At 48.3% G+C, this 22,564-nt stretch carries 16 protein-coding genes; 7 read left to right on the forward strand and 9 right to left on the reverse strand.

Going from position 1 to position 22,564, the window contains the following annotated elements:
- Positions 1–185: 185 nt before the first annotated feature.
- From D3H65_RS15815 to D3H65_RS15825, 3 genes are all read right to left on the reverse strand, one after another.
- Positions 186–1,103: a helix-turn-helix domain-containing protein gene (locus D3H65_RS15815; protein ID WP_119051241.1), complete on the reverse strand. Its 918-nt coding sequence runs from the start codon at positions 1,101–1,103 to the stop codon at positions 186–188.
- A 12-nt stretch (positions 1,104–1,115) separates the two neighbouring features.
- Positions 1,116–2,015, reverse strand: coding sequence for an NmrA family NAD(P)-binding protein (locus D3H65_RS15820; protein ID WP_119051242.1), 900 nt, complete (start codon positions 2,013–2,015; stop codon positions 1,116–1,118).
- Between the two features lie 170 nt (positions 2,016–2,185).
- The gene (locus tag D3H65_RS15825) at positions 2,186–3,523 is read right to left on the reverse strand and encodes a hypothetical protein (protein WP_119051243.1); all 1,338 of its coding nucleotides are present in this window, start codon (positions 3,521–3,523) and stop codon (positions 2,186–2,188) included.
- A 377-nt stretch (positions 3,524–3,900) separates the two neighbouring features.
- Here D3H65_RS15825 and D3H65_RS15830 point away from each other — a divergent pair, with 377 nt between their 5' ends.
- The gene (locus D3H65_RS15830; protein WP_119051244.1) at positions 3,901–5,124 is read left to right on the forward strand and encodes an MFS transporter; all 1,224 of its coding nucleotides are present in this window, start codon (positions 3,901–3,903) and stop codon (positions 5,122–5,124) included.
- Between the two features lie 18 nt (positions 5,125–5,142).
- On the opposite strand, the gene D3H65_RS15835 is transcribed toward D3H65_RS15830, so the two are convergent.
- A complete protein-coding gene (locus D3H65_RS15835; RefSeq protein WP_119051245.1) occupies positions 5,143–5,760 on the reverse strand; it encodes a DUF3455 domain-containing protein in 618 nt (205 codons plus the stop codon).
- A gap of 197 nt (positions 5,761–5,957) precedes the next feature.
- Between D3H65_RS15835 and D3H65_RS15840 the strand changes: the two genes are divergently transcribed.
- The 3 genes from D3H65_RS15840 to D3H65_RS15850 all read left to right on the forward strand — a co-directional run bounded on the left by D3H65_RS15840 (position 5,958) and on the right by D3H65_RS15850 (position 7,549).
- A complete protein-coding gene (locus tag D3H65_RS15840; protein WP_119051246.1) occupies positions 5,958–6,404 on the forward strand; it encodes an SRPBCC family protein in 447 nt (148 codons plus the stop codon).
- 281 nt (positions 6,405–6,685) lie between these two features.
- Positions 6,686–7,177, forward strand: a complete 492-nt coding sequence (locus D3H65_RS15845) for a hypothetical protein (protein WP_162915658.1) — start codon at positions 6,686–6,688, stop codon at positions 7,175–7,177.
- A gap of 96 nt (positions 7,178–7,273) precedes the next feature.
- The gene (locus D3H65_RS15850) at positions 7,274–7,549 is read left to right on the forward strand and encodes a CBU_0592 family membrane protein (RefSeq protein ID WP_119051248.1); all 276 of its coding nucleotides are present in this window, start codon (positions 7,274–7,276) and stop codon (positions 7,547–7,549) included.
- Here D3H65_RS15850 and D3H65_RS15855 read toward each other — a convergent pair.
- The gene (locus D3H65_RS15855; RefSeq protein WP_119051249.1) at positions 7,527–8,132 is read right to left on the reverse strand and encodes a TetR family transcriptional regulator C-terminal domain-containing protein; all 606 of its coding nucleotides are present in this window, start codon (positions 8,130–8,132) and stop codon (positions 7,527–7,529) included. The genes D3H65_RS15850 and D3H65_RS15855 overlap by 23 nt on opposite strands.
- A gap of 262 nt (positions 8,133–8,394) precedes the next feature.
- On the opposite strand from D3H65_RS15855, the gene D3H65_RS15860 reads away from it, so the two are divergent.
- The 3 genes from D3H65_RS15860 to D3H65_RS15870 are packed head-to-tail and all read left to right on the forward strand — an operon-like array spanning position 8,395 to position 14,288.
- The gene (locus D3H65_RS15860) at positions 8,395–11,505 is read left to right on the forward strand and encodes a SusC/RagA family TonB-linked outer membrane protein (protein ID WP_119054535.1); all 3,111 of its coding nucleotides are present in this window, start codon (positions 8,395–8,397) and stop codon (positions 11,503–11,505) included.
- A gap of 36 nt (positions 11,506–11,541) precedes the next feature.
- Positions 11,542–13,020: a SusD/RagB family nutrient-binding outer membrane lipoprotein gene (locus tag D3H65_RS15865; RefSeq protein ID WP_119051250.1), complete on the forward strand. Its 1,479-nt coding sequence runs from the start codon at positions 11,542–11,544 to the stop codon at positions 13,018–13,020.
- 17 nt (positions 13,021–13,037) lie between these two features.
- Positions 13,038–14,288: an alkaline phosphatase family protein gene (locus tag D3H65_RS15870; RefSeq protein ID WP_245999511.1), complete on the forward strand. Its 1,251-nt coding sequence runs from the start codon at positions 13,038–13,040 to the stop codon at positions 14,286–14,288.
- A 127-nt stretch (positions 14,289–14,415) separates the two neighbouring features.
- On the opposite strand, the gene D3H65_RS15875 is transcribed toward D3H65_RS15870, so the two are convergent.
- From D3H65_RS15875 to D3H65_RS15890, 4 genes are all read right to left on the reverse strand, one after another.
- Positions 14,416–15,270: a glycoside hydrolase family 16 protein gene (locus tag D3H65_RS15875; protein ID WP_245999512.1), complete on the reverse strand. Its 855-nt coding sequence runs from the start codon at positions 15,268–15,270 to the stop codon at positions 14,416–14,418.
- Between the two features lie 12 nt (positions 15,271–15,282).
- Complete coding sequence (locus tag D3H65_RS15880) at positions 15,283–18,408, reverse strand: glycoside hydrolase family 2 TIM barrel-domain containing protein (protein ID WP_119051253.1); 3,126 nt, start codon at positions 18,406–18,408, stop codon at positions 15,283–15,285.
- Between the two features lie 30 nt (positions 18,409–18,438).
- Positions 18,439–20,424 carry a family 43 glycosylhydrolase gene (locus D3H65_RS15885; RefSeq protein ID WP_119051254.1) on the reverse strand — a complete coding sequence of 662 codons (1,986 nt, stop codon included), beginning with the start codon at positions 20,422–20,424 and terminating at the stop codon, positions 18,439–18,441.
- 226 nt (positions 20,425–20,650) lie between these two features.
- The gene (locus D3H65_RS15890) at positions 20,651–22,561 is read right to left on the reverse strand and encodes a RagB/SusD family nutrient uptake outer membrane protein (RefSeq protein WP_119051255.1); all 1,911 of its coding nucleotides are present in this window, start codon (positions 22,559–22,561) and stop codon (positions 20,651–20,653) included.
- Between the last annotated feature and the right edge of the window lie 3 nt (positions 22,562–22,564).

Here is a 22,564-nt window from a genome sequence, read left to right on the forward strand (position 1 = left end):
GAAAGTACTTTGTATTTCAAAGTTAATGCAAAAACCGGATTCCTGCAAGGCCTGGCTATTTTTTTATTCCCAAACGGTAATTTCTCTATTCCTATGGCGAATGGGTAAAGGCCTAAAAAAGCCCCGTCCCGTGCAGTATACCACACGGGACGGGGCTTTTTTTGATCAGGCACTGAGTTTACCAATCAGTTGAATGACTGCCTGAAATCCAGGGGCGATACATTGGTCTTTGACTTGAATAACTTACTAAAGGACTGGGGATGTTCAAAGCCCAATTCATAGGCTATTTCACTGACGGACAGATCGGTGGTCGATAATTTCTCCTTGGCTTTCTCAATGATCCTGTCATGGATATGCTGTTGGGTACTTTGCCCGGTTAATGCTTTCAGTAATCCGCTTAAATAATTGGGCGAAACGTTCAATGATTCAGCCACCCATTGAACGGTTGGCAATCCCTTCCCCGCCAGCTCATCGTTGCTGAACCAGGCGGTCAGCAACTCCTCCAGGCGTTCCAGCGTCCGGTGGTTGGCGATCTTCCTGGTAATGAACTGGCGCTGGTAAAACCTTTCGGAATAAGTAAGCAGCAATTCAAGCTGGGCAATGATCACCTTCTGACTGAACTTATCGATGTTTGAATGATATTCCTGCTGAATATTCTGCATAATGCCGCCAATGATCATTTCCTCTTTCTCCGAAAGGAACAGGGCTTCATTGACCGAGTAGTCAAAATATTCATACTGTTTGATGCCTTTGGCCAGGGGTGTATTCCATAAAAAGTCGGGATGCACCAGCAGCATCCAACCCGATTGTTTCAAAGTTGTATCCATTTCTCCCTCAATTCTTAACACCTGGCCCGGCGCCATAAAGAACATAACCCCTTCATTAAAGTCAAAGTCCTGCTGGCCATATTTCATCTTCCCATGAAATCCCCGCTTCATGGCAATGGAATAAAAGTCCTTTACATAACCAGGTTCATTGGCCTTTAACCTGGTCACCATGGAGGCATCGATCACACTGATCAATGGATGCTCGGGCTTCGGCAATTCCCTGAATTGATGAAACTCACTGATCGTTTTAAACCTGAGAGGTTGCTTATCTGCCATAGCACAATTTAATTATTGTCCTGCAAAAGCGGCGGCAAATTCCTGCGCAAATGCTGTCATCTTTACCTTGCCAAACTGCTCCGGCCTGTTGCGGTTATAATGTTCTGACAATAAACCACTGTGCAGGCTGGCATACATTTCTACCAGACCTGCCGCAATTTGCTTATTCATGCCAATGGATACCAGCCTGTTTAATGTTTCCTCATCGCTGATCAATATCCATTGCAGGTCGGGCTTCCCAATGGCCGCACCTAAAATACGGGCCACTTCATTACCCGTCAGCTCTTCGCTGGCTACATAGCGTACCTGCCTGCCGGTAAACGGTGTCACCAGCTCTTCAGCCACTGCCTCAGCAATATCGATGGGCGAAACCCATGGTATTACATGATCAGCCCCGTAGTTGGCTGAGATAACGCCTGCTGCTTTGATCACAGGTATATAAGCCAATAGATTGTAATAGAAGGAAACAGGCCGCATATGGGTAATGGAGATATCCGATGGCAGTTTGTTCAGGATCTCCTGCACATCATGGGCGCCGAGCAGGATGCCGTTGTCCTTATCCAAATGCGCGCCAATGGTACTAAGATTCACCACACGTTTTACACCGGATTGTTCAATGGCCTGTGCATAGTGGTGACCCAGCTTTCTGTAATGCCCCAGCAGGTCCAGGCTTGGATCAAAATAGTTGTTGGGAGGCACCATACAATACACCGCATCTGCCCCGGTGAAAGTGGTCGTAAGAAAAGCTTCGTCCTCCAATGAACCGATGGCCGCCCGGGCGCCCAGGGCTTCAATGTCTTTCTGTTTGGCCGGCTGACTGCTGATAACCGTTACGGCATGTCCCTGCTGCACCAACCTTGTGGTGAGAGGCTTGCTGATATGCCCCAAAGAACCTGTAACAATGATTTTCATTTTTGCTGTTTTTATTGCAGCAAAGCTCCGCAGCAATAAAATAGCCGGTGTAGCCAAATCTATTGTTCTTGTAGTTGAATATCCGATGTCCGCTATCCGGTATCGAAGCAAACGACTGCCGATTGCCGACTGCCGACTGTCGACTGCCGATTGCCGATTGCCGATCAACATTACCGGTTGGTCTCACTTACCCAATGAAATGGCCGCTCCGACAAGGGAAAAGGAGCTGTTCGCCTGCGCAGTAACAGGTACATCGAATCCTTATTGGGGTAACTCGTTAATTCCACCCAGATACTGTCTTTGATATGGTAGTTGAATTGCGCCAGAAAAGTGGAGTCGGAGAAACTGCGTCTCAGAGATATTACCTGCGTAGCGCTGTCAAACTTCGCATTGAAGTAGCCGCGGCCATATCGCTGGCGGAAGCGCTTGTCGGTTGTCTTGATACTGCCGTCATCTGTCTTTTCAAATACGATATTCTGCCAGTACAAAGAATCGGGCTTGCTGATGTCGATCGTATCTCCCAGGGTGGTTTGCTTCACCACATCGTAGATGCCGGAGGGAACAGGTATCGTTCTTGTGACAGCAGAACGACGGGCTGCGGCCGTAATCGAATACTCCAGTTGCGAATAGAGCACCAGCGCTACAAAGATCCATTTGGCTGCGATCGCTATGATACGGCCTCTTTTGGATTCGTAAGGCCACAGGAACACCGGGCTTGGGGTAGCCTGCAGCTGCACAAAGAAACGGTACAGCCTGGGCATCTCCTGCACCAGCAGGTACAGGCACAAGACCACCATCGACATGGAATTGATCTTCACCGGTATATCATAGCTCAGGTTCAACATCATCACATTGAAGAAAACACCGGTAGCGATCAATACCCCCAGGGTAGCTGTTTTGCGAAAGAGCAAGAGCACGGCTGCCACCACTTCTATTCCCCCCGAGAAGAATTGGTAAGTGGTAGAATAACCTACAAACATCCAGGAGAAACGCATGGGCAGGTAATCACCCAATGGTGTGGCAAACTGACTGATACTGGGAAAGGGCATTTGCAGACAGAACAACTTGATGATGCCATAAATAAAGCCGGTCATAATAATAAAGTACCTGACCCAAAGGCAAAACCAATAGTTGAGTACGGTATAATTTTTTCTTTTGCGGTCCAGCAGCGACCAGATAAGCGTACCGGCAATAGCCAGGGTAACACTCATACAAACCTCCATCCACTGCTCCGGGTAATCGCCATTACCGTTGGGTGGCAGCGTAGCCGCCGGAATATGGAACAGATGCGTATTGAAGAAAAGCGCAGTGGCCCTGAATGCGGTGTAGTAGTATCGTATGAAATCGGTGCCGGGCACCACGCTCAGGATACTCCAGGGACCCAGGAAGATACAATAGAACAGAAAGAAGAAGCGGAATACTATTCTTTGCCACCAGGCCCAGGGACTGGTGAGGGTTGCAGGGAACTTCATGCGGTTGGTTTGCCCATAAGATACATAAAATCTCATAAACCGAACTATAGCACGTCGTCCCATTCGGGCACACCGGCCAGTTTCTCCAACAGATTGTCGGGTAAACAGGATCTGCCTCCGCCTGCTTGCTTGTTCACCTGAAATAAATACTAATGCCCTTTGTCCATTAATGCCCGCCTACTTATTTTTATCATGATGTTAAGAAATCCGGGGCAACATAAACATATTGATACATTTCGATGTTTCTATGTATATTTGCAGTCAGCAACGCAGTCACGGCGGCCGCCCTGCTGCAAAAATCCCAACGATCTTATTGCCTGGTTTACAGCTGCAACACGATGCTACCTGCACCTGAAGCACCTCATCGTGGCATGCCTGAACTAATATATCAAAACATTCAGTTACTCCTATTTATGAAAAGGTCTATTTACATCATGGCGCTGGGCGCCTTCGGCATTATTACTACTGAGTTTGGCGTCATCGGCATCCTGCCCGCCATCGCCAGGGAATTCAATATTTCCATCGATACGGCGGGATGGCTGCTGAGTGGCTTTGCATTGACCATTGCATTGACAGGACCGTTCACTACCCTGCTCACCGCAAAAATCAATCGTAAACTGATCATGTGCCTGGTGCTGGCCATCTTTGTATTATCGAATGTACTGTCCGCCTTCTCTACCAGTTTTGCCATGTTGATGATCGCCCGCATTTTGCCGGCCTTCCTGCATCCTGTATTCTGGGCCGTAGCCACAGTAGCAGCCTCCAAACAGGTAGATCCCAAAGATGCGCCCAAAGCAGTATCGGTGGTATTAGGAGGCTTGAGTATCGCTACCGTACTGGGTGTGCCCATTACTACTTATGTGGCTGATCTGTTCAATTGGCAGGCATCCTTCTTCCTGGCCGGTATCATTAACCTGGTGGCTTTTGCTGCCCTGGTTTTCCTGGTACCCTCTATGCCCGTTACAGAAAAAACCTCGGTCAAAAACCAGCTCGTTATCCTGCGCAAAGGTCAGTTATGGGTCAACCTGGTGGCCACCCTCATCATGATTGCCGGCATGTTTGCCACCTATGGCTACCTGGCAGAATATTTAGGGAAGATATCCCACATGAGTGGTGGGCAGATCAGCCTCATGCTGTTGCTGTTTGGCGGTACCGGTATTGTGGGTAACTGGCTCACCGGTATTGCCCTGAGCAAAAATGTGCTGCTGACTACCCGCCTGTTCCTGCTTTCACTCATCCTCATTCACTTTGCTGCTTACACCTTTGGTGGTTTGTTTGTTCCCATGGCCATCATCATCTCCATATGGGGTTTTATCCATACCGGAGGCTTTCTCATCGGACAAACACGCTCTACCTCCGTGGCGCCGGAAGCGCCTGAACTGGCGGCCAGCCTGATGGTATCTTTCGGTAATGCCGGCGTTACGCTCGGCACCCTGCTGGGCGGTTTTATTATTACTGCTTTCGGTGTGCAGGAAGTGATCTGGGTTAGCTCCCTCCTGCTCCTGATCACCTTCGGCCTCACCTTTGTAGTAGTTGGTAAGAAAAAGGCGGCTGCAGAAGAAGCGCAGGAGGAAGTCACAGCAACCAATACAGCAACCATTGACATAGAGGAAGCTGAACAGGTAGCAGTAGGATGATAATATTTACAGACTGAATTAAGGATTCTTCTTTGTGAACCGGTATATAGCCGTGTAGGCAACATTGGTTGTCTCACCGGCGTTCACCGGTAATTGGGCCGGTGCTTTTCCACCTGTCGTGGCTATGCGTTGAATATAAGCTACGTTGGCAAAGATGCCCGTTGCTACTTTACCCGTTTTAGGCATCAACAGCAGCCAGTCAATACCCGCCGGGTCGGGACTCGCCGCCGTTTTAGCAGGTGTGAATGCCTGTCCGTATATGGAATCCGTTACACCGGTCAGTTGCCAGCTAGGGCCGGCGGAGTGTGTGCCTACCCTGGCATTGGTTATATCATAAAGTACGGCTTCAGGGGCTACAAACACCCACTCATACGTAGCAGGATCACTGCCTGCTTTTTGTTGCGCCTTATACTTTTGAACACCTTCTGCATAATAAGTTGCTACCCTTGTATTGCCTTTAGGCAGGTTATCAGGCAGCTCGATCGCAGCCGGGATCACCAGTTGCTCACTTTCAGCAATATACCAGGCAGGTGGATGGGTATCTGTTTCTTTATCTTTTTTGCAGGCCAACATGGCCGTTGCCAACAGGGCAGACAATAAAATGAATTTCATATAACTATCTCGTTTTTTATTCATGGTTAATTAATTATTAGGAACATCTCCATGTTCTCTGTTTCTAAGATCGAAAGTAGCGCTATTATAAAACAGGAAATATGCCCGATACAGGGGATGACAAGCAACCACCCTGTCCGGATCAACCCGCCATAAAGTCTACATTACACCCGCTCTTTCAATCATATAGACAGTAGTTTTACAACCTAAAAAGTATAACCATGAAAAAACACGACTTCACTACTACATTAATAGTAGATCAAACGCCCACGCAGGTTTTTAATGCCATCAACAATCCCCTGCATTGGTGGCCGGGAAAAATAAAAGGCAGTGCAGCAAAACTTCATGATGAATTCACTTACCAGTATGAAGACCTTCATCTGTCAAAGCAAAGAGTTATTGAAATGATCCCTGATCAAAAAGTAGTATGGCTGGTTACAGAAAGTGCCATCAATTATGCGGAAGACAAAAAGGAATGGACTGGCACAAAAATAAGTTTTGAGATCACGCAAAAGGATAATAAAACTCAACTCCGTTTTACTCACTTTGGATTAAATCCTGCTATTGAGTGCTTTGAAAGCTGTTCAATGTCTTGGACGCAAATTATTCAGCAAAGTTTATCCAGTTTGATCACCAACGGTAAAGGCATCAAGCTTGTTTTAGCCTAAATATTCCTGCATCCACTCTTTTCCCCTGCAGCACACCAGGCCCGGACCGCTACTGGCGCCCTGCGGTGCTTGCAAGGGATTATTTTTCCTATTGTTACAACTTATCAATCCTTTAATACACTTTATCGAATAAATACTACCAATTACGCATCACCAATAGGTAAGGCCTCTCGTAAGGACTACTTTAGCAGGAAATAATAAGCATGTTGTTCTCTCCTTTTAACAACCGGTCTTTGTGGTATTGTACCTGCCTGGCCTTTTGCCTTTTAATAGGAGGCTGTATGACTACCCCTCCGGAAAGATATTTCGACCTGGCCGTTCTAAATGCCAACATGCTCAACGGTATATCCAATGATGGGACTATGCCTGAGCTCACCTATCCTTCCGCAAAAATGGTTGATGGCAATAAAGATAAAACGGTGGTGATGAAGCGCAAGGAAATGATGGACCAAAAGATCCTATTCCTGGAACAAAACTTTGAAAAGCTGCAGGACCTGAAAGAAACGCCGCAAACAAAAGAGATGTTGCAAACTGCTATAGCATTGAATAAGTATGTGATCGCCATTTACAAAAATGAGTACCAACAACTGGCGAAGTTATATGATGACGGCGCCCCAGCCACGCAAATTAAAGCCATGGCCCAGTCCATCCACGACAACTATTACACTACCTACGAAACGCTTTTTAATAAACTGATCAGCACAGGAAAAGCATATGCCGCCCAAAATAATATCGAGGTAAATTGGGGAATACAAACCAGCCCATCAAAGTAATATTTAATGGCCCAATAGGCCGGTGATGCAGAGTTAAAAGAATGTATATATTAGGGAATTGGCTTTTTACAGTACATTTGGCCACGACCCTTCTTTATGACAACGACTACCTTACTTTACTTCGGAAAAGCAATTTGTACCATTGTAGGCTGGGCAGGATCAATAGCCTATCTCCTGGGTTATCTCCTGCTTACCATGAAGAAACTGAAACCCGACAGCAAAACTTATCATGTACTGAATGTGGCAGGCGCCATAGGCCTTACGATCAATGCCATTCTTTTACAGGACTTCCCCAATATAGCGGTCAATGTAGCCTGGGGCGTCATAGCCGTAGTGGCCATCTGGTCTATTACGCGACGGAAACAAAGTTGAGCAGCGCCAGTGCCTGGTTTTTATATTGCGCCAGTTTTACCTGGTATTCTTTCTTGTCCGTAACGAGGCTTAGATAATAATAAGCGCCATCCACCATTACGAATATAAGGTCTGCTGTCACCGCAGGGTCTTCTATCTCCAGCAGCCCTTGTCTTTTACATTCGCCGATCAGGACAGCCAGGTTCAGCCGGAGCGTATCCAGCAGTTTTTTATATTTCTCTTTGATCGTCTTATTGCGGAAGGCAAGCGCATAACAGCTATAGGAAACACTGTCATCAAACAACGTATTCCACTTCTGCGAAAAGATATTATCGATCACCTTTAGTAAGGCCGTTTCAGCACTCTCCTCTGATTCTTTGGGTAATTTATAAATAAGCAGGTATTTATCCAGGATGTATTCGATCAGCCCATACACCAGCGCTTCCCTGGTCTCAAAATAATGCATGACCAGGCTGGGATTAATATCGATAACGGCAGCGGTTTTAGCGACCGATGCATTCTCCAGACCTTCTTTTTTAGCCAGTTTATAAAAGGCCTTGATGATCTCCCGCTGGCGCTCTTCCTTCAGGCTTTTTCTTCCCATAAAAGTTGTGTAGTTGGTTTTGTAGCTGACAAATATAGGCACGCAAACGATTGTTAACGTATGGATAACAACAAAATAAATAAATAATTCCACTACCGGCGCCCGGATTAAGGAATTGTAAAGTTTTTGTTAGTAAATTAATAAATTAATTGAATGATCATTCAATTAATCTATGCCGGAACTTAATAGTTGCATATTTGTGACTGAATTCCCGGCAGGGATCAAAGACGATATTTTTTATTCCCAAAACATCATTTCAACCATGAAAAAAGCTGCTTCACTTGCGATCCTTTTTTTCGTGCTTTGTGCTACTGGTCTTGCCCAGAATATTACGGTAAGAGGCCATGTCAGGTCGGGCACAGACAGCACCGTTATTACCATGGCGTCTGTCGTTGTGAAAGGCGCCTCAAAAGGTACCACCACCAATGCGGAAGGCTTATTCACGATCTCTGCAGCACCCAATGCCGTGCTGGTCTTTTCTTCCCTTGGATTTGTTCAGCAGGAGATTGCCCTCAACGGCCGGTCAACGATTGATCTCTACCTGCAGCAATCAGAAGGCACCCAATTGAATGAGGTAGTGGTTACTACCGCGCTGGGTATCAAAAAACGCCAACAGGCATTGGGCTACTCCGTGCAGGAAGTGAGCGGCGAAACAATGGCCAAAGTAAAGTCGGCCACCGCAGTAGGCGCCCTCACCGGCAAAGTGGCAGGCCTGAATGTACTGAACACCACCGACCTCTTTCAAAATCCCGGTATCTCCCTGCGTGGCAGAACACCATTGATCGTTATTGACGGCATTCCCGATCCCAATGCAGACCCCTATAAGCTCAATGCCGATGATATTGAAAGCATCAGCGTATTGAAGGGCACCGCCGCCGGTGCCTTGTATGGAGCCCTGGGTGTTAACGGCGCCATATTATATACCACCAAAAAAGGGAAAAAAGGAAAACTGAATGTGGAAGTCAATTCTTCTACCATGTTCCAAACCGGCTACACCAAAGTGCCCAAGGTGCAAACCCAATATGGAAATGGCGATGCCGGCAAGTATGCCTACGTAAACGGCTCCGGCAATGGTACCGAAGGCGGTGGCTGGATATGGGGACCCAAACTCGACCAGCGCGATCCGACCACGCCAAGTGGCTTTTATGAGACCACCCAATACAACAGCCCTGTAGATCCCAATACGGGTAAACTGGTTCCTTTGCCCTGGGTGTCCAGGGGTCGGGATAATATCAAAAACTATTTCCGCACCGGTATCCTGTCTACCAATAGCGTGTCCGCATCCATAGGAACCGACAAAGGTTCTTTCCGCGTATCCGCTTCCCATATTAACCAAAAGGGAGTAGTGCCCAATACAGGCGTAAATAACTCCTCGTTCTCCATAGGTGGTAATTATATGCTCACATCAAAACTGAGTGTAGATGCCAAACTTACCTTCAACAAAGAGTACAGCAACAACTACCCCACTGTTGGTTATGGTCCGCCCAATATCCTGTACAACCTGTTACTGTGGATCGGCCCCGACATCGATATCCGCGACCTGAAGAAATACTGGCTGCCCGGCAAGGAAGGTTTACAACAGCGCAATTATAATTTGTCGTGGTACAACAACCCTTACTTTGTAGCCAATGAACTGCTCAACGGATACAAGCGCGATAACAATTTCGGCCAGGTGTCCTTTGATTACCAGTTCAACAAAGACTTCTCTGCCAAACTGCGTACCGGCTTCAACCAGTTTGCCACCTTCAAGGATGTGAAGGAACCCTATAGTTATATAGCCTATGACTATATTTCAAAAGGCAATTATGCCACCACCCAGGCCAATTATTTTGATCTGACCACCGACCTGATCTTGAATTACAAACACGAGTTTAGCGACAAGTTCAACCTGTCTGTCACAGCAGGCGGCGCCAATACCTACAGGAATGAAAAATCGGTGTATGCTTCTACCGACGGACTTACCATTCCGGGCTTCTACAACCTCACCAATTCCATTAACCCCGCTGTGACCTCCAACTACCTTCGGGAACGCAGAACAGCCAGCGCTTATGGTATGGTGGACATCGAGACCCTCGGTTTCCTGTACCTGAATTTTACCGGCCGCTACGACAAGACCTCCACGCTGCCCGTAAAGAACAATGGTTACTTCTATCCCTCCGCAGGTGTATCCGCTGTGTTATCCGATGTACTGAAAATGCCATCAGCAGTTTCCTTCCTCAAACTGCGCGCTTCCTGGGCTAAGGTGAATACTGGTTTCATTGGTGATGGAGGCGATCCGTATGCACATATTACTACCTATTCAATTGGCAACAAATGGAACAATGTGCCTTCCCTCGCATGGCCCACCACCGCTATATCACCCGACCTGGTGCCTGCTACTGTACAATCCGGTGAATACGGTATCGTAGCTTCTTTCCTCAAGAACCGCATCAGTGTGGACGCTACCTTTTTCCGGAACCGCGATTATAACAACTTTGTAAACGTACCTCAATCACAAAGCAGCGGCATCACCTCTGTCTTAAAGAATGCCAATGAGTATATCCGCCGTGGATGGGAATTTGTAGTAAGCGGCGTACCCGTGAAAAACAAACGTTTCAGGTGGGAAACAGCCATCAACTTCAGCAGCGTGCACCGCTGGTTGAAAGATGCAACCGACAGCCCCGATGGTTATATTGGTAATATCAAGGAAGGCGACCGTACAGACAGGATATTTATATCCGCCGCCCGTACACCCGATGGCCAGGCTATTTATAACTCCAATGGTATGCAGGCCACTTCGCCTTATGCCCAGTATTTCGGCAATGACGATCCCGATTGGATCTATGGATGGCAAAATACATTCAGCTATAAGAACCTCTCCCTTACCTTCTCCGTGGATGGCCGCTTAGGCGGACTGATCTACTCCACTACCAACCAAAAAATGTGGTGGGGCGGCACAGCACCCGGCACGGTAACACAATACCGTGATGATGCCAATGCCGGTAAAAACACTTACGTTGGACCAGGAGTAGTGGTAGAATCAGGTACGGTTCAATATGACAGTCACGGCAATATCACTTCCGATACCAGGAAGTTTGCCCCCAACACCACACCTGTTAACTACATCAGCTTTATGCAAACCACCAGCGGGCAGATGCTGAACAACTATTTTTATTACAGCGGCACCTATTTGAAGATGCGCGAGGTGGTGTTGACCTACAACCTGCCTGCCAAAATAACCCGTGGCATTTTCAGCGCGGCCTCTGTATCCTTCATTGGCAATAACCTGTTCTTACTGGCGAAGCTGCCCAATGTAGACCCCGATGCAGAAAGCGACAATTTACAAACGCCGTCCATGCGCAGCATGGGTGTAAACATCAATCTTAAATTTTAATGCCTCGCCATACAGAAGCATACAAAACAAACTAAGATGAAACACATATATATTATCGCATCCATTGCAGTGGCGATATCCCTCCCTGCCTGCAAAAAGTTTGAGGACTTCCAGGAGAATCCCAACAACCCTACCGTGGCCGACCCGGCCCTGCTGCTGCCCAGAGTAGAACAACAGGCCTTCAATATTATTTCAGCCGATGCAGCCCTTGCCAGCCGCTACCTGGTATACACACAGGGAGCCAGTAATGCCCAGTATTATGGCTGGCAAAGAGGCGGCATGAGTTATGGCAATATCAGTCAGGTGGTGAAGATGGAACAGGAAGCAGTCCGGATCGGCAAACCCAACTATCGTTATATCGGCAAGTTCCTGAAAGCCCATTTTATCCTGGAAATGACACAGCGCCTGGGCGATATCCCGTATTCAAAAATGATGCAGTCAATGATGAACAGCACCTTTGATTCTGCTTCTACACGCCCCCTCTACGACAACCAGGAGGCGATCTATAAAGGCGTACTGGATGAATTAAAACTGGCCAGCGACTCTTTAACAGCCGACCAGTTGGCTATTAATGGTGACCTGATATACAATGGCAGTGTTGACAAATGGAAGAAGCTGATCAATGCTTATACCCTGCGCGTATTGATGAGCCTGTCGAAGAAGGAAAGCAGTACCGTGCTGAACATTAAGCAACGGTTCAACGACATTGTATCCAACCCCGCTAAATATCCTTTATTAGGTTCCAATGCCGATAATGGTCAATTGAAGTATTATAATATCACCGGTAACCAGTACCCTTATTATAATAGCAATTCCATGAAGACGGACTATTACCTCGACAGTTCATTTGTAAAGGTGCTGAAAGACCTGAAGGATCCCCGGTTATTTGTATATGGCCTGCCTGCCACCGCTACCGGTTTGCCTGAAGGAAATTTCGATGCCTATGATGGATTGGTAGGAAGTCAGGCATTGGCCTACAATACTGCCAAAAGAGGTCAGGGCAAAGCTTCACAGATCAACAAGCGGTATGCTTATGAAGCAATCAACGAACCCAGCGTATTGATGAGCTATTCCGAGCAGCAGTTCATATTGGCCGAAGCCGTTACAAGAGGCTGGATCACCGGTAACGCCGATGCCTGGTACAAGCAAGGCATTGAAGCAGCCCTGGTATTTTCGAACTTTAATAATACCTATGCAAGCAGTGCCATTGTTAATTACCTGGCACAGCCGGCAATCACCCTGCAGCCAGCTACTGCCATTCAGCAGATCATTACCCAGAAATACATCAGCCAGTTCATGAACACAGGCTGGCAGGCCTTTTTCGAACAACGCCGCACTGGTTTTCCTGTTTTTGAAACCGCCGGGCCCGGTGTATTAAATGGCGGTAAGATCCCTAAAAGATGGATGTATCCCACCGACGAGTTCAACAACAACCGGGTGAATGTAGAGAATGCTGTGAAAAGCCAGTTTCCGGGTGGCGACAACATCAATGAGGTGATGTGGCTGATCAAATAAAAATATTACTTTCAATTATGAACGGTTTAATTATGAAGAAATACCAGCTTGTACTCTTGTTAATGACCATCGGATCGGGCGTAATGGCCCAGGGTAAAAAAGTGTTGTTTGTGATCGTTGATGGCATTGCCGCCGATGTGATCGAAAACCAGCCTACCCCATTCCTGAAGTCAATAGCAAAAGTGGGAGGATTTACCCGCGCACATGTAGGCGGAGAAAGAGGCGGTTACTCACAAACCCCCACTATCTCTGCCGTAGGCTACAACTCCTTGCTTACCGGCACCTGGGTCAACAAACACAATGTGTGGGACAATGATATTGCTGCGCCCAACTACCATTACTGGACCATCTTCCGTTTTTTTAAGCAACAATTCCCGCAAAAGAAAACTGCTGTTTTCTCCAGCTGGCTCGACAACAGGACCAAACTGGTGGGCGAGAACATGCCGGAAACCGGCAACCTCACGCTCACACACCATTTCGACGGGCTTGAACTGGATACCGCACAATATCCGCACGACAAAAAACGTGATTACATGCATCAGATAGATGAAGCCGTAGTGAACAATGCCGTCGATTACATCAAAAAAGAAGCCCCCGATCTTTCCTGGGTATACCTGGAATACACAGACGACATGGGGCATGCCCATGGCGACAGTCCGGAATATTTCAGGGCCGTAGACCTGATGGACAAGCAAATGGGTCGGTTATGGGAAGCCATACAATACCGGCAAAAGCAGTTTAAAGAAGACTGGGTAATTTATATTACCACCGATCATGGCCGGGATGCCAAAACAGGCAAAGGCCACGGTGGTCAGTCAGATCGCGAGCGCAGCACCTGGATCGTTACCAATGCCAAAGGATTGAATGATTATTTCAAGTCCGGCAATCCAGGCATTGTAGATATTATGCCCTCCATGGCCCGTTTCCTGGGTTTGCAAATTCCACGTGCCCAACTGATGGAAGTGGACGGCATTCCTTTAACCGGCACTATCTCCGCCACCGATGCACAAGCTGCATTGGACAATGGAAAACTGGAAGTCACCTGGAAAGCCACTTCTACCAAAGGCAAGGCAAAGATCTGGGTATCCACCACCAATGCTTTTAAAGAAGGCAAGGAAGACAAGTACCAGTTACTGGCCACCGTTCCTGTAGCCGCTCAAAAAGCCGTGATCGACGTAAGCGCTTTGCCTTCCGGTTTCTACAAAATAGTCATCGAGGCAGATCACAACACCCTCAACAGATGGGTGGTGGTGAAGCCAAAGAAATAACCTGTTCTTAAGGGTGGGTCGCCCTTCGGGGGCGGCTCACCCTGATCTCGCCGAAGAACTGTCGAAGCCGTCTAATAAAAAACGCCTCCCCTGTACCTATGCAGAGGAGGCGTTTTTTATTGATCACTTACTTCTTCTGATACACCCGTACATAATCCACCTCAAACCGCTGCGGGAAATCCGTGTTGGAAGCATCACCCCCATTCATCCCGCCTATCGCCAGGTTCAGCAGCATATAATGTGGCTGACGGAAGGGATTGAAACCACTGCCATCTTTATTGTTCAGCTTGTCCAGCGCTACTTGATTGAGCAGCACATCATCCAGGAACAGCGCTATATGATCCGCTGTCCAGTCCATACGCCATACATGAAATTGGCTCGCCCATTTTTCACCACCCAATGAATCGATGGCAAAAATATTGCTGAACCATTCCGCTTTGCGGTCGGGGCCCAGACAGGCAATATTGGCCAGCAGCTTGCCGCGGTAATATTCCATGATATCGATCTCTCCATTGCCGGGCCAGGGTTTATCATTGCCCAGCGTCCACCAGGCGGGCCAGATGCCTGCTTTGATGCTGATCCTGCCCCGCATTTCAAAGCGGCCATACAACCACGATTGTTTGCCCCGCGTAAGCAGACAGGCAGCCGTATAGTCAATCGTAGGCCGGCTGCGCCGCCAATCCTTGCTGCCCTCCGTATACCGGGGATTAGGCTTTTGCTCACGCCGGGCCTCGATCACCAGCTGACCGTTCTTACACACTGCATTCTCCGGTTGGTACCATTGCCACTCTTCATTGCGCACAAAGCCTTTTTCATAGCCCCAGTTAGTGCTATCCGCAGCACCATTGTGGTTAAATTCATCTGCCCACACCAGCTGGTATCCATCCGCCGCATATTTGCCGGCCACCTTTTGCGTATTACCACAACCCGCCATCGCCACAGGTAGCGCCGCAATAGCCAATATCTGAAATAGTTGCTTCAAGATCAAATAAGTTTAGAGTATTAACCGGATAATATAACTGTAGGAATATTTCTTATCCAATAACCGGTATTGTTCATGCGGCAACGCGCCCCAGCTATCATCGCCCCCTACCCCTCTTTGATTGAGGTCGATCTGCAAGAACACGCCACGTGTGGGCGGTAGATCAGTAGGGTGCTGTTGCTTCTTCGTAAGACCCGGATCGAGGTCTTCCGTGCTGTGGTTGAGCGCACTGAAGCAAATAGGCTGCAGCCCTTGAATAAACAGTCCCTTCCCCTGCACATTCGTCAGCGCCAGCCACCGCACATCCGTTTTGTAACCACTTTCCTGCGGACGGATATAGCCGTTATAATACTGATTGCGCACATTGTCCTGGTACACCCCTAGAAAAGCTGATTCTTTCCGGTCACTATAATTTTCCCAGGGACCACGACCATAATATTGTAAACTGTCCAGTCGCCCATCCAGTCGCACACGCATACCAAACCTTGGTAACTCCGGCAATTCCCGTCCCGTCATATCCATCGAAGCCGTCAGGCGGATGCTGCCGTCATTCTGTATAAAGTATTCGATCGTATAAGGCACAGCTATCGAGGTTAGTTCATACGCCACCTTCACCGCAATACCATCACTGGTTTGTTCGCCAACCGTTACACGCTGCACCTTCCTGTTTTGATGCGCCGCCCGCCAGATGCCCAATCTTGAAGGCATATCATTGCCAAAATCATTATCCGTAGGCGCTCTCCAGAAATAAGGCTCCGGAAAACGATCCAGTTGCGAACCCGTTTTCGTACGATAGTTCCGCACAGTTCCCTGCTTCAGGTCTATCTCACCCGATACATCACCAGACACAAATTCAAGTTTACTATCCGACCGCTTGATCTGCAGGTTGCCGCCCGCTTTGGGGATGCTGGCAAAAAAATTACCCCCTATTAAAAACTGTTCTGTGGCAACGATATGGCCCGCCGGCAACAAGCCCACAACATTTTTTGCAGTGGCCGATACAACCAGCGATAATTCACCCTCCGCTTTCCACAACTGCGCAGGTAAGGTGATCTCCTTTTGTTCGCCAGGCGCCAGCGCCAGTGTGAAAGCCGATTCCCTTATCTTCCTGCCATCAGCAAGCAATTCCCATTTGAAGTCATATTGATCAAGATTGGTAAAACCAAAAAGGTTCCGCACCTTCAGTTTACCGGTAGCAATATCTGCTGCCGCAAATTCGATCGGCTGGTACACCTTCTTCACTTCATAAGCGCCTGGGTCCGGTCTGCGGTCAGAACTTAATATACCATCCGCCACACCGTTCTCATCGTTCTGCCAATAGAAACTGCCCAGGTCACCACCATACGCCCAATAGGTTTTCCCATTGCCATCTGTTGTTTTAAGCCCCTGGTCTACCCAATCCCAGATAAAACCACCCTGCATACGTGGAGACGTAGCCATGATATCCCAGTACGCCCGGAAATTACCATTGCTATTGCCCATCGCGTGTGCATATTCACACATGATATAAGGTCTTTTCTTCGAACTATCCGCAGCATACCGTTTCATGTTATTGATCGAAGGATACATAGGGCACACAATATCCGTGTTCCAGTCTTCCCCCGCCTGCTCAAACTGTATCGGCCGCGAGGGGTCCCGCTGCTTGATCCAATTATAGGCATCATGAAATACCGGACCATTGCCACATTCATTGCCTAGCGACCAAAGGATAATCGAAGGATGGTTCTTATCCCGCTCCACCATTCTTATTTCACGATCCATATGCGCAGGCGCCCATTCAGGCAGGTAGGCAGGATGTTTTTTCTTGTCAAACCACGACTGCCATTCAGCCCCCATACCATGCGTTTCAATATTGGCCTCATCCACCAGGTAAATGCCATATTGATCGCAGAGCTTATACCACAAGGGATCATTGGGATAATGTGAACACCGCACCGCATTAATATTTAATTCCTTCATCAGCCTTATGTCTTGCAGCATTACTTCCTTCAATGGCACATGCCCGTTCACATCATCATGCTCATGCCGGTTCACACCCCGTACCATCAGCGGCACGCCATTCACCATCAGCTGCGCATTTTTGATCTCTACCTTACGGAAACCGATCTTAGCGCCCGTGTACAGATTGGTACCCGCCTCATTTTTCAGCGCTATCACACACTGGTACAGGTTAGGGTATTCTCCACTCCATTTCAGTACATTGTTGATCTTTCCCTGCAACTGGATCGTTTGGAAACTATCCGTGGCAGCCACATATTTTTGTTCCTGCTTCCATACCTGTTTGCCGGCAGCATCCAGCAGGCTCACCGTGATCGTTCCTTTGCTGCACGCTGCAGGTTGAAAATTCCTGAGTGTTACCCCCGCTTTGAACAGGCCATTTTTATATTGCCCATCCAGGTCAGGCTGCAAAAAGAAATCCCAGATCGTTTGTTTGGGCAGCGCATATAAATACACATCCCGCTCAATACCACTGAGGCGCCAAAAGTCCTGGTCCTCCAGGTAGCTGCCGTCATGCCAGCGGAAGATCTGCACTGCCAGCAAGTTCCTGCCCTTGCGCAGGTATTGCGTGACATCGAATTCCGCAGGTGTTTTGGCCGCTTTCGTCATACCCACTTTTTGACCGTTCACATAGATGAAGGCACAGCCAGTTATTGAACCGAAGTGCAATAGCACTTCCTGCCCATCCCAGTGCGTTGGTATGTCAAACTCTTTGCGGTAAGTACCCACCGGGTTATCAGCCCCAATAAAAGGAGGGTTCTTAGGATGCGGGTACGTGATATTCGTATAGATAGGAACACCAAATCCTTTCAGTTCCCAATTGGAAGGCACAGCGATATCCGCCCACTGCCGTGTATCAAGTCCTTCCTTATAAAAATCCATAATGCGGTCCGCATACCGGTCTGTATAGGTAAACTTCCAGTTGCCATTCAGTGATTGATACGAACGGGAACGGCTATAATCATCTGTTACTACATCCCCCGCATTGTCAAATACCATGAAGCTCGCATGCGGCTTCTCTTTGTTTACATCCAACAGTCCGGGATTCTCCCAATCATTGTTTGCCTGCTGCGAAAAAGCGCTCGCTGAAAAAAGGCAAATGCCTGCCAGGAAAAGCGTTCTGGCCAAAGTAATTTTCATACACGTCTCTTATTTATTGCTGGTCTTTAATTATTGCTTGCTATCACCTGCACCACCTGGTCGTGCAGCGGGTTTTCTTGCCGGGCTTTTGAGCCTTACACCTTTATGCGTTGGTTGTACCTGCCTGATGCTCCCATCAGGGTTAAATTCCATTTTATCAATACATACCTCCCGGTTGTACCCCGCCGCTTTGCCCAGGTTGATGCCATTGGGATAGGAGAACCGGTGATACACAATATACCACTCATCTTTGCCAGGCACCTGGATCGTAGAATTGTGCCCCGTAGCATAAATACCCTGCGCCGTATCTTTGGCGATCACCAGGTTATTGGCCGGTACAGTGATTTTCCCAAGCGGGGCATCCGACCTGCCATACCGCACCCGGTAATCAGCATCACGCGTATCATTTTCCGACCATAGGAAATAATAGACGCCCTTTCGGTACAGCACATGCGTCCCTTCCCGGAAGCTGCCGTCCGGTGTCAGTATTTGAGTAGTCCCCGGTTTTATGGAAACCATATCCTCATTCAGTTCTGCCCCCGCCATATAGCCATTGCCCCAGTACAGGTACGACTTGCCTGTCTTTGGATCTGTAAACACATCCGGATCTATCTGCTGGCCGCCCTTCACCCCTTCCGGGCGCTGGTCAATAAGCGGTTTGCCCGCATCCACAAAAGGCCCCGTGGGAGCATCACTCACCGCCACCCCTATTTTCTGTGCCGCCGTGAAATAATAAAAGTATTTATACTGGCCGTTGATCTTTTTTTCCGTGATCGTGGGTGCCCAGGCATTCCTGTTGCCCCACCGTACATCCCTGGGCAGGTCAAGGATCACCCCTTCGTCTTTCCATTGTACCAGGTCCGTTGAAGAAAAGGTTTTGAAATAAGTGCCCGACCAGCCTGTAAAACCATCACTGGTGGGATAGATATAATACTTCTTTGTCTTTTCCGAATACAGGATATCCGGATCAGCATACTTGCCATCCAGTACCGGGTTGTGCGCACCCTGGAGGCGCACACTGCCCCATTGGGCGTTCAGCCGGTCCGCCTCGGCAGCAGTAATCGAGATAATCGTACCGTGGCGCGGATGGAAATTCATCGTTACTCCTTCATCTACTATCTTGAAATGTTCCAGGTCACTCGTTTTCGTAAACTGGTATTTTCCTTTCGTGTACACATCGTACATCAAAATATAATCGTTGCTGTTGTTGAGTTTGAACACACCGGCCCCTTCCACCGGGTCCGTCGTTTGCTGTATATATTCATCACGCAGCACATAACCTGCTGTGAGTTTGTCAGACACAGCCACCTTCAGGCCCGCCGTACGGGCTCCCTCCGTCTTAAAGAACAGGTAATACTTACCGTCTTTGTGCACAATGTCGCCATCGATACAAGCCCCGTTGCCCGGCTCCACAAACAATTGCGTTGGTTCCGTGGCGAGGTCTGTAAAGTCTTTATTGGCATAGGCATAATAGATCTTATCCGGATCATGCCCGTGTTTCATGGAAAAATAGATCAGGTATCGGTCCGTTGCTGCATCATAAATGGTTTGCGGCGCCCATACGCGCAGCAGGCTGTCATGGCCGGCAAATCGTTGTTGGATATTTACTACCGCCGAGGTCCAGTGAATGAGGTCCGTCGATTTGAGCAATACCATGGCCCGGTTGGAGTTCCAGCCTTTGGCCGAAACCATATCCGTAGCAACCAGGTAAAAAGTTTTGTTATCCGCCCCACGCAGTATATGCGGATCACGGACACCGCCGGTAGAACTAATAGCAGAGGAAGCGATGATCGGTTGATCACCATTCAGCGCCTGGTAGTGATAACCGTCTTTGCTGAGCGCAAAGCGGATCTGTTCTTCGCTTTTGTCATTGCCTGTAAAATAAGCAAAGAGGTAGGCCTCGTAGGGAGCTTCATGAGCGGCCTTTTTAGAGGGCCCCTTGTTGTTGGACTGCGCCAGTACTGCTGTCCCCAACAACAGGGCGGTACAAAGACATACTATACTTCTCAGGACCATGATAATAAAGGGTAGACTTTTTTTATAGAACACTATCAGAAAAAATACCAGCCTGCCAAATGACAGGCTGGTACATTATTAACTACTTCTTTGTCATTTCGAACGAAGCAAAGCGGAGTGAGAGAGCTGCTATCGAAGCAAACGCCTTCGAAGCAAACCCCTTCGAAGCAAAGGATTGCCGACTGCCGATTGCCGATTGCCGATTGCCGACTGCCGACATCTTCGACTACTGCTTCGACTCATCAGCTACCGCTTCCTGCCAGGTCTTCCACATTTCTACAGTAGCGTCGTACCCATTGTAACCGGGATTCTGGTGCAGTTTAGCGCCATTATTGGCATTGATCGCATTCTGTTGCGGAATCGGCCAGTTGATATTGTGCGGTGCAAGAGTATAAGAACGACCCTTCACCACCACTTTACCCTTATTGTAATAGTTATTATAAGCCGTTATGCGATTGAACCAATAGCTCTTTTGCTCCAGCGTGGGTACTGTATACGTGTTGCCCCACTCGTCCGCCTTGCCGCTCAGCGCCAGGCAATACGATACACGGCTCATTTCTGTAAAACGCCATTCTTCCATATTCAACTCCCGCGCACGCTCGTCCATGATCTCGCCAATGCCAACCGTGGTATACAGCTGCGTACAGCCGGCACGTTGACGTACCTTATTCACATCCGCTACAGCTTGATCAGCCTGCCCGTTGTAAAACTTGGCTTCAGCGCGCAACAGGTAGGTTTCTGCCAGGCGGAAACAATAGAGGTCGCCGGCGCCGCCACGGTGGTTCACTTCAGTCTGAGACCCTGTTTCAAGAGGATCTTCAATATAATATTTGTAGTGCGGCCAGTCAAACCAGTTACGAACCGTATCCGCGCACAGGATCTTTGCACCATCATACAACCGCAGGTTCTTGCCATACCAGGCAGGCACTGTTACATCGTTATACTTGAGCGAATCCATCCTTGCCCAGTTGCCCACCGTGCTGTTGTGGCGCAGGTCACCCGCATCATTTACACCGTTCACAAACCATACATCATTGGTCGCATAATAAGTAGGACGAATATGCGCAATACCCCTGCCTATCCCGCGCATATAATCCGTAGCCTCCCGATAGTTGCCACTGTTCTTAGCTATATATTTTATAGCCTGCTGTCCACCCGGTGTAGTCGTTTGGTTATTGTCCAGGAAGGGCAGCCAGTTACGCATCGAGTTCATCTTCACCATCGACTGCGTTCCATTTCGGTTAGGCATCACCAATATCACTTCTTTGTTGGCTGCGATCGCCTTGTTTTCCGGGCGATGCAGGTCCCAGATCACATTGCGCGTGATGGGCCATACAGCCGGATAAGGATTGATGAAGGAACCGAAATTGTTTGTCATCAACGAATAACCTGAACTGTTGATCAGGATATCAGCCTGATCGATCGCTTTCTGCCACTGACCCGTTGCCAGGTAACACTTGATCAGCAACTGGCGGCAGGCCCCTTTGTTGACCAGGCCAATGAGGTTGGCGCTCGTCTGCGCAGGCACATATTCCACTGCTTTTTCCATATCCAACGTGATCATTTTCAGTATCTCTTCACGTGGCGTACTCTTATAGTTCAGCTTGGGCGAAGCCAGGATCTTCGTTACCAGCGGCACATCTTTAAACTCGAAAGCAAGCGCCAGGTATCGGTAGGCGCGATGGAATAGCGCACGGCCAATATAGCCTACTTTGGTAACCGAATCGAGGTCCGGCACTTTGTCAATATACGTCAGGATCGTATTGGCATATTTAATACCGTTGTACGTCTCATTCCAGAAATAATAGTTGCGTTCTGCATAATCATTAGGCGTCAACCGCGTAGCAATGTCTGCATAGATATTGCCATCGTCCGTCTTACTGGCCACTGCCACATCCGAAAACATATATTCCGTACTGATGGGCAAACCCAGATCCTGGTACGAAAAGTACGTCCAGTAAGAACGCAGGTGCCGGTCACAGGTAGCCATGGCTGCATCCAGACCACCTTTTGTATTGAATGTTTCATCCGGAATGTAGAATGACAACGGATCCGGTTGCAGGTAAGATTTGCTACAGGAAGACAGCCCCGCCATCACACCTGAGAACAGTATTATTTTAAATAGATTCTTTTTCATTGC

Origin of the sequence: Paraflavitalea soli, from assembly GCF_003555545.1 — a bacterium.
Lineage (GTDB): Bacteria > Bacteroidota > Bacteroidia > Chitinophagales > Chitinophagaceae > Paraflavitalea > Paraflavitalea soli.

Bases quoted from the DNA above. Each gene is read 5' to 3' on its own strand.
- D3H65_RS15840 (WP_119051246.1), top strand. From the start codon at position 5,958: ATGAAAAAACACGACTTCACTACTACATTAATAGTAGATCAAACGCCC.
- D3H65_RS15860 (WP_119054535.1), top strand. From the start codon at position 8,395: ATGAAAAAAGCTGCTTCACTTGCGATCCTTTTTTTCGTGCTTTGTGCT.
- D3H65_RS15830 (WP_119051244.1), top strand. From the start codon at position 3,901: ATGAAAAGGTCTATTTACATCATGGCGCTGGGCGCCTTCGGCATTATT.
- D3H65_RS15820 (WP_119051242.1), bottom strand. From the start codon at position 2,015: ATGAAAATCATTGTTACAGGTTCTTTGGGGCATATCAGCAAGCCTCTC.
- D3H65_RS15865 (WP_119051250.1), top strand. From the start codon at position 11,542: ATGAAACACATATATATTATCGCATCCATTGCAGTGGCGATATCCCTC.
- D3H65_RS15890 (WP_119051255.1), bottom strand. From the start codon at position 22,561: ATGAAAAAGAATCTATTTAAAATAATACTGTTCTCAGGTGTGATGGCG.
- D3H65_RS15870 (WP_245999511.1), top strand. From the start codon at position 13,038: ATGAACGGTTTAATTATGAAGAAATACCAGCTTGTACTCTTGTTAATG.
- D3H65_RS15855 (WP_119051249.1), bottom strand. From the start codon at position 8,132: ATGGGAAGAAAAAGCCTGAAGGAAGAGCGCCAGCGGGAGATCATCAAG.
- D3H65_RS15815 (WP_119051241.1), bottom strand. From the start codon at position 1,103: ATGGCAGATAAGCAACCTCTCAGGTTTAAAACGATCAGTGAGTTTCAT.
- D3H65_RS15850 (WP_119051248.1), top strand. From the start codon at position 7,274: ATGACAACGACTACCTTACTTTACTTCGGAAAAGCAATTTGTACCATT.
- D3H65_RS15835 (WP_119051245.1), bottom strand. From the start codon at position 5,760: ATGAATAAAAAACGAGATAGTTATATGAAATTCATTTTATTGTCTGCC.
- D3H65_RS15825 (WP_119051243.1), bottom strand. From the start codon at position 3,523: ATGAGATTTTATGTATCTTATGGGCAAACCAACCGCATGAAGTTCCCT.
- D3H65_RS15885 (WP_119051254.1), bottom strand. From the start codon at position 20,424: ATGGTCCTGAGAAGTATAGTATGTCTTTGTACCGCCCTGTTGTTGGGG.
- D3H65_RS15845 (WP_162915658.1), top strand. From the start codon at position 6,686: ATGACTACCCCTCCGGAAAGATATTTCGACCTGGCCGTTCTAAATGCC.
- D3H65_RS15880 (WP_119051253.1), bottom strand. From the start codon at position 18,408: ATGAAAATTACTTTGGCCAGAACGCTTTTCCTGGCAGGCATTTGCCTT.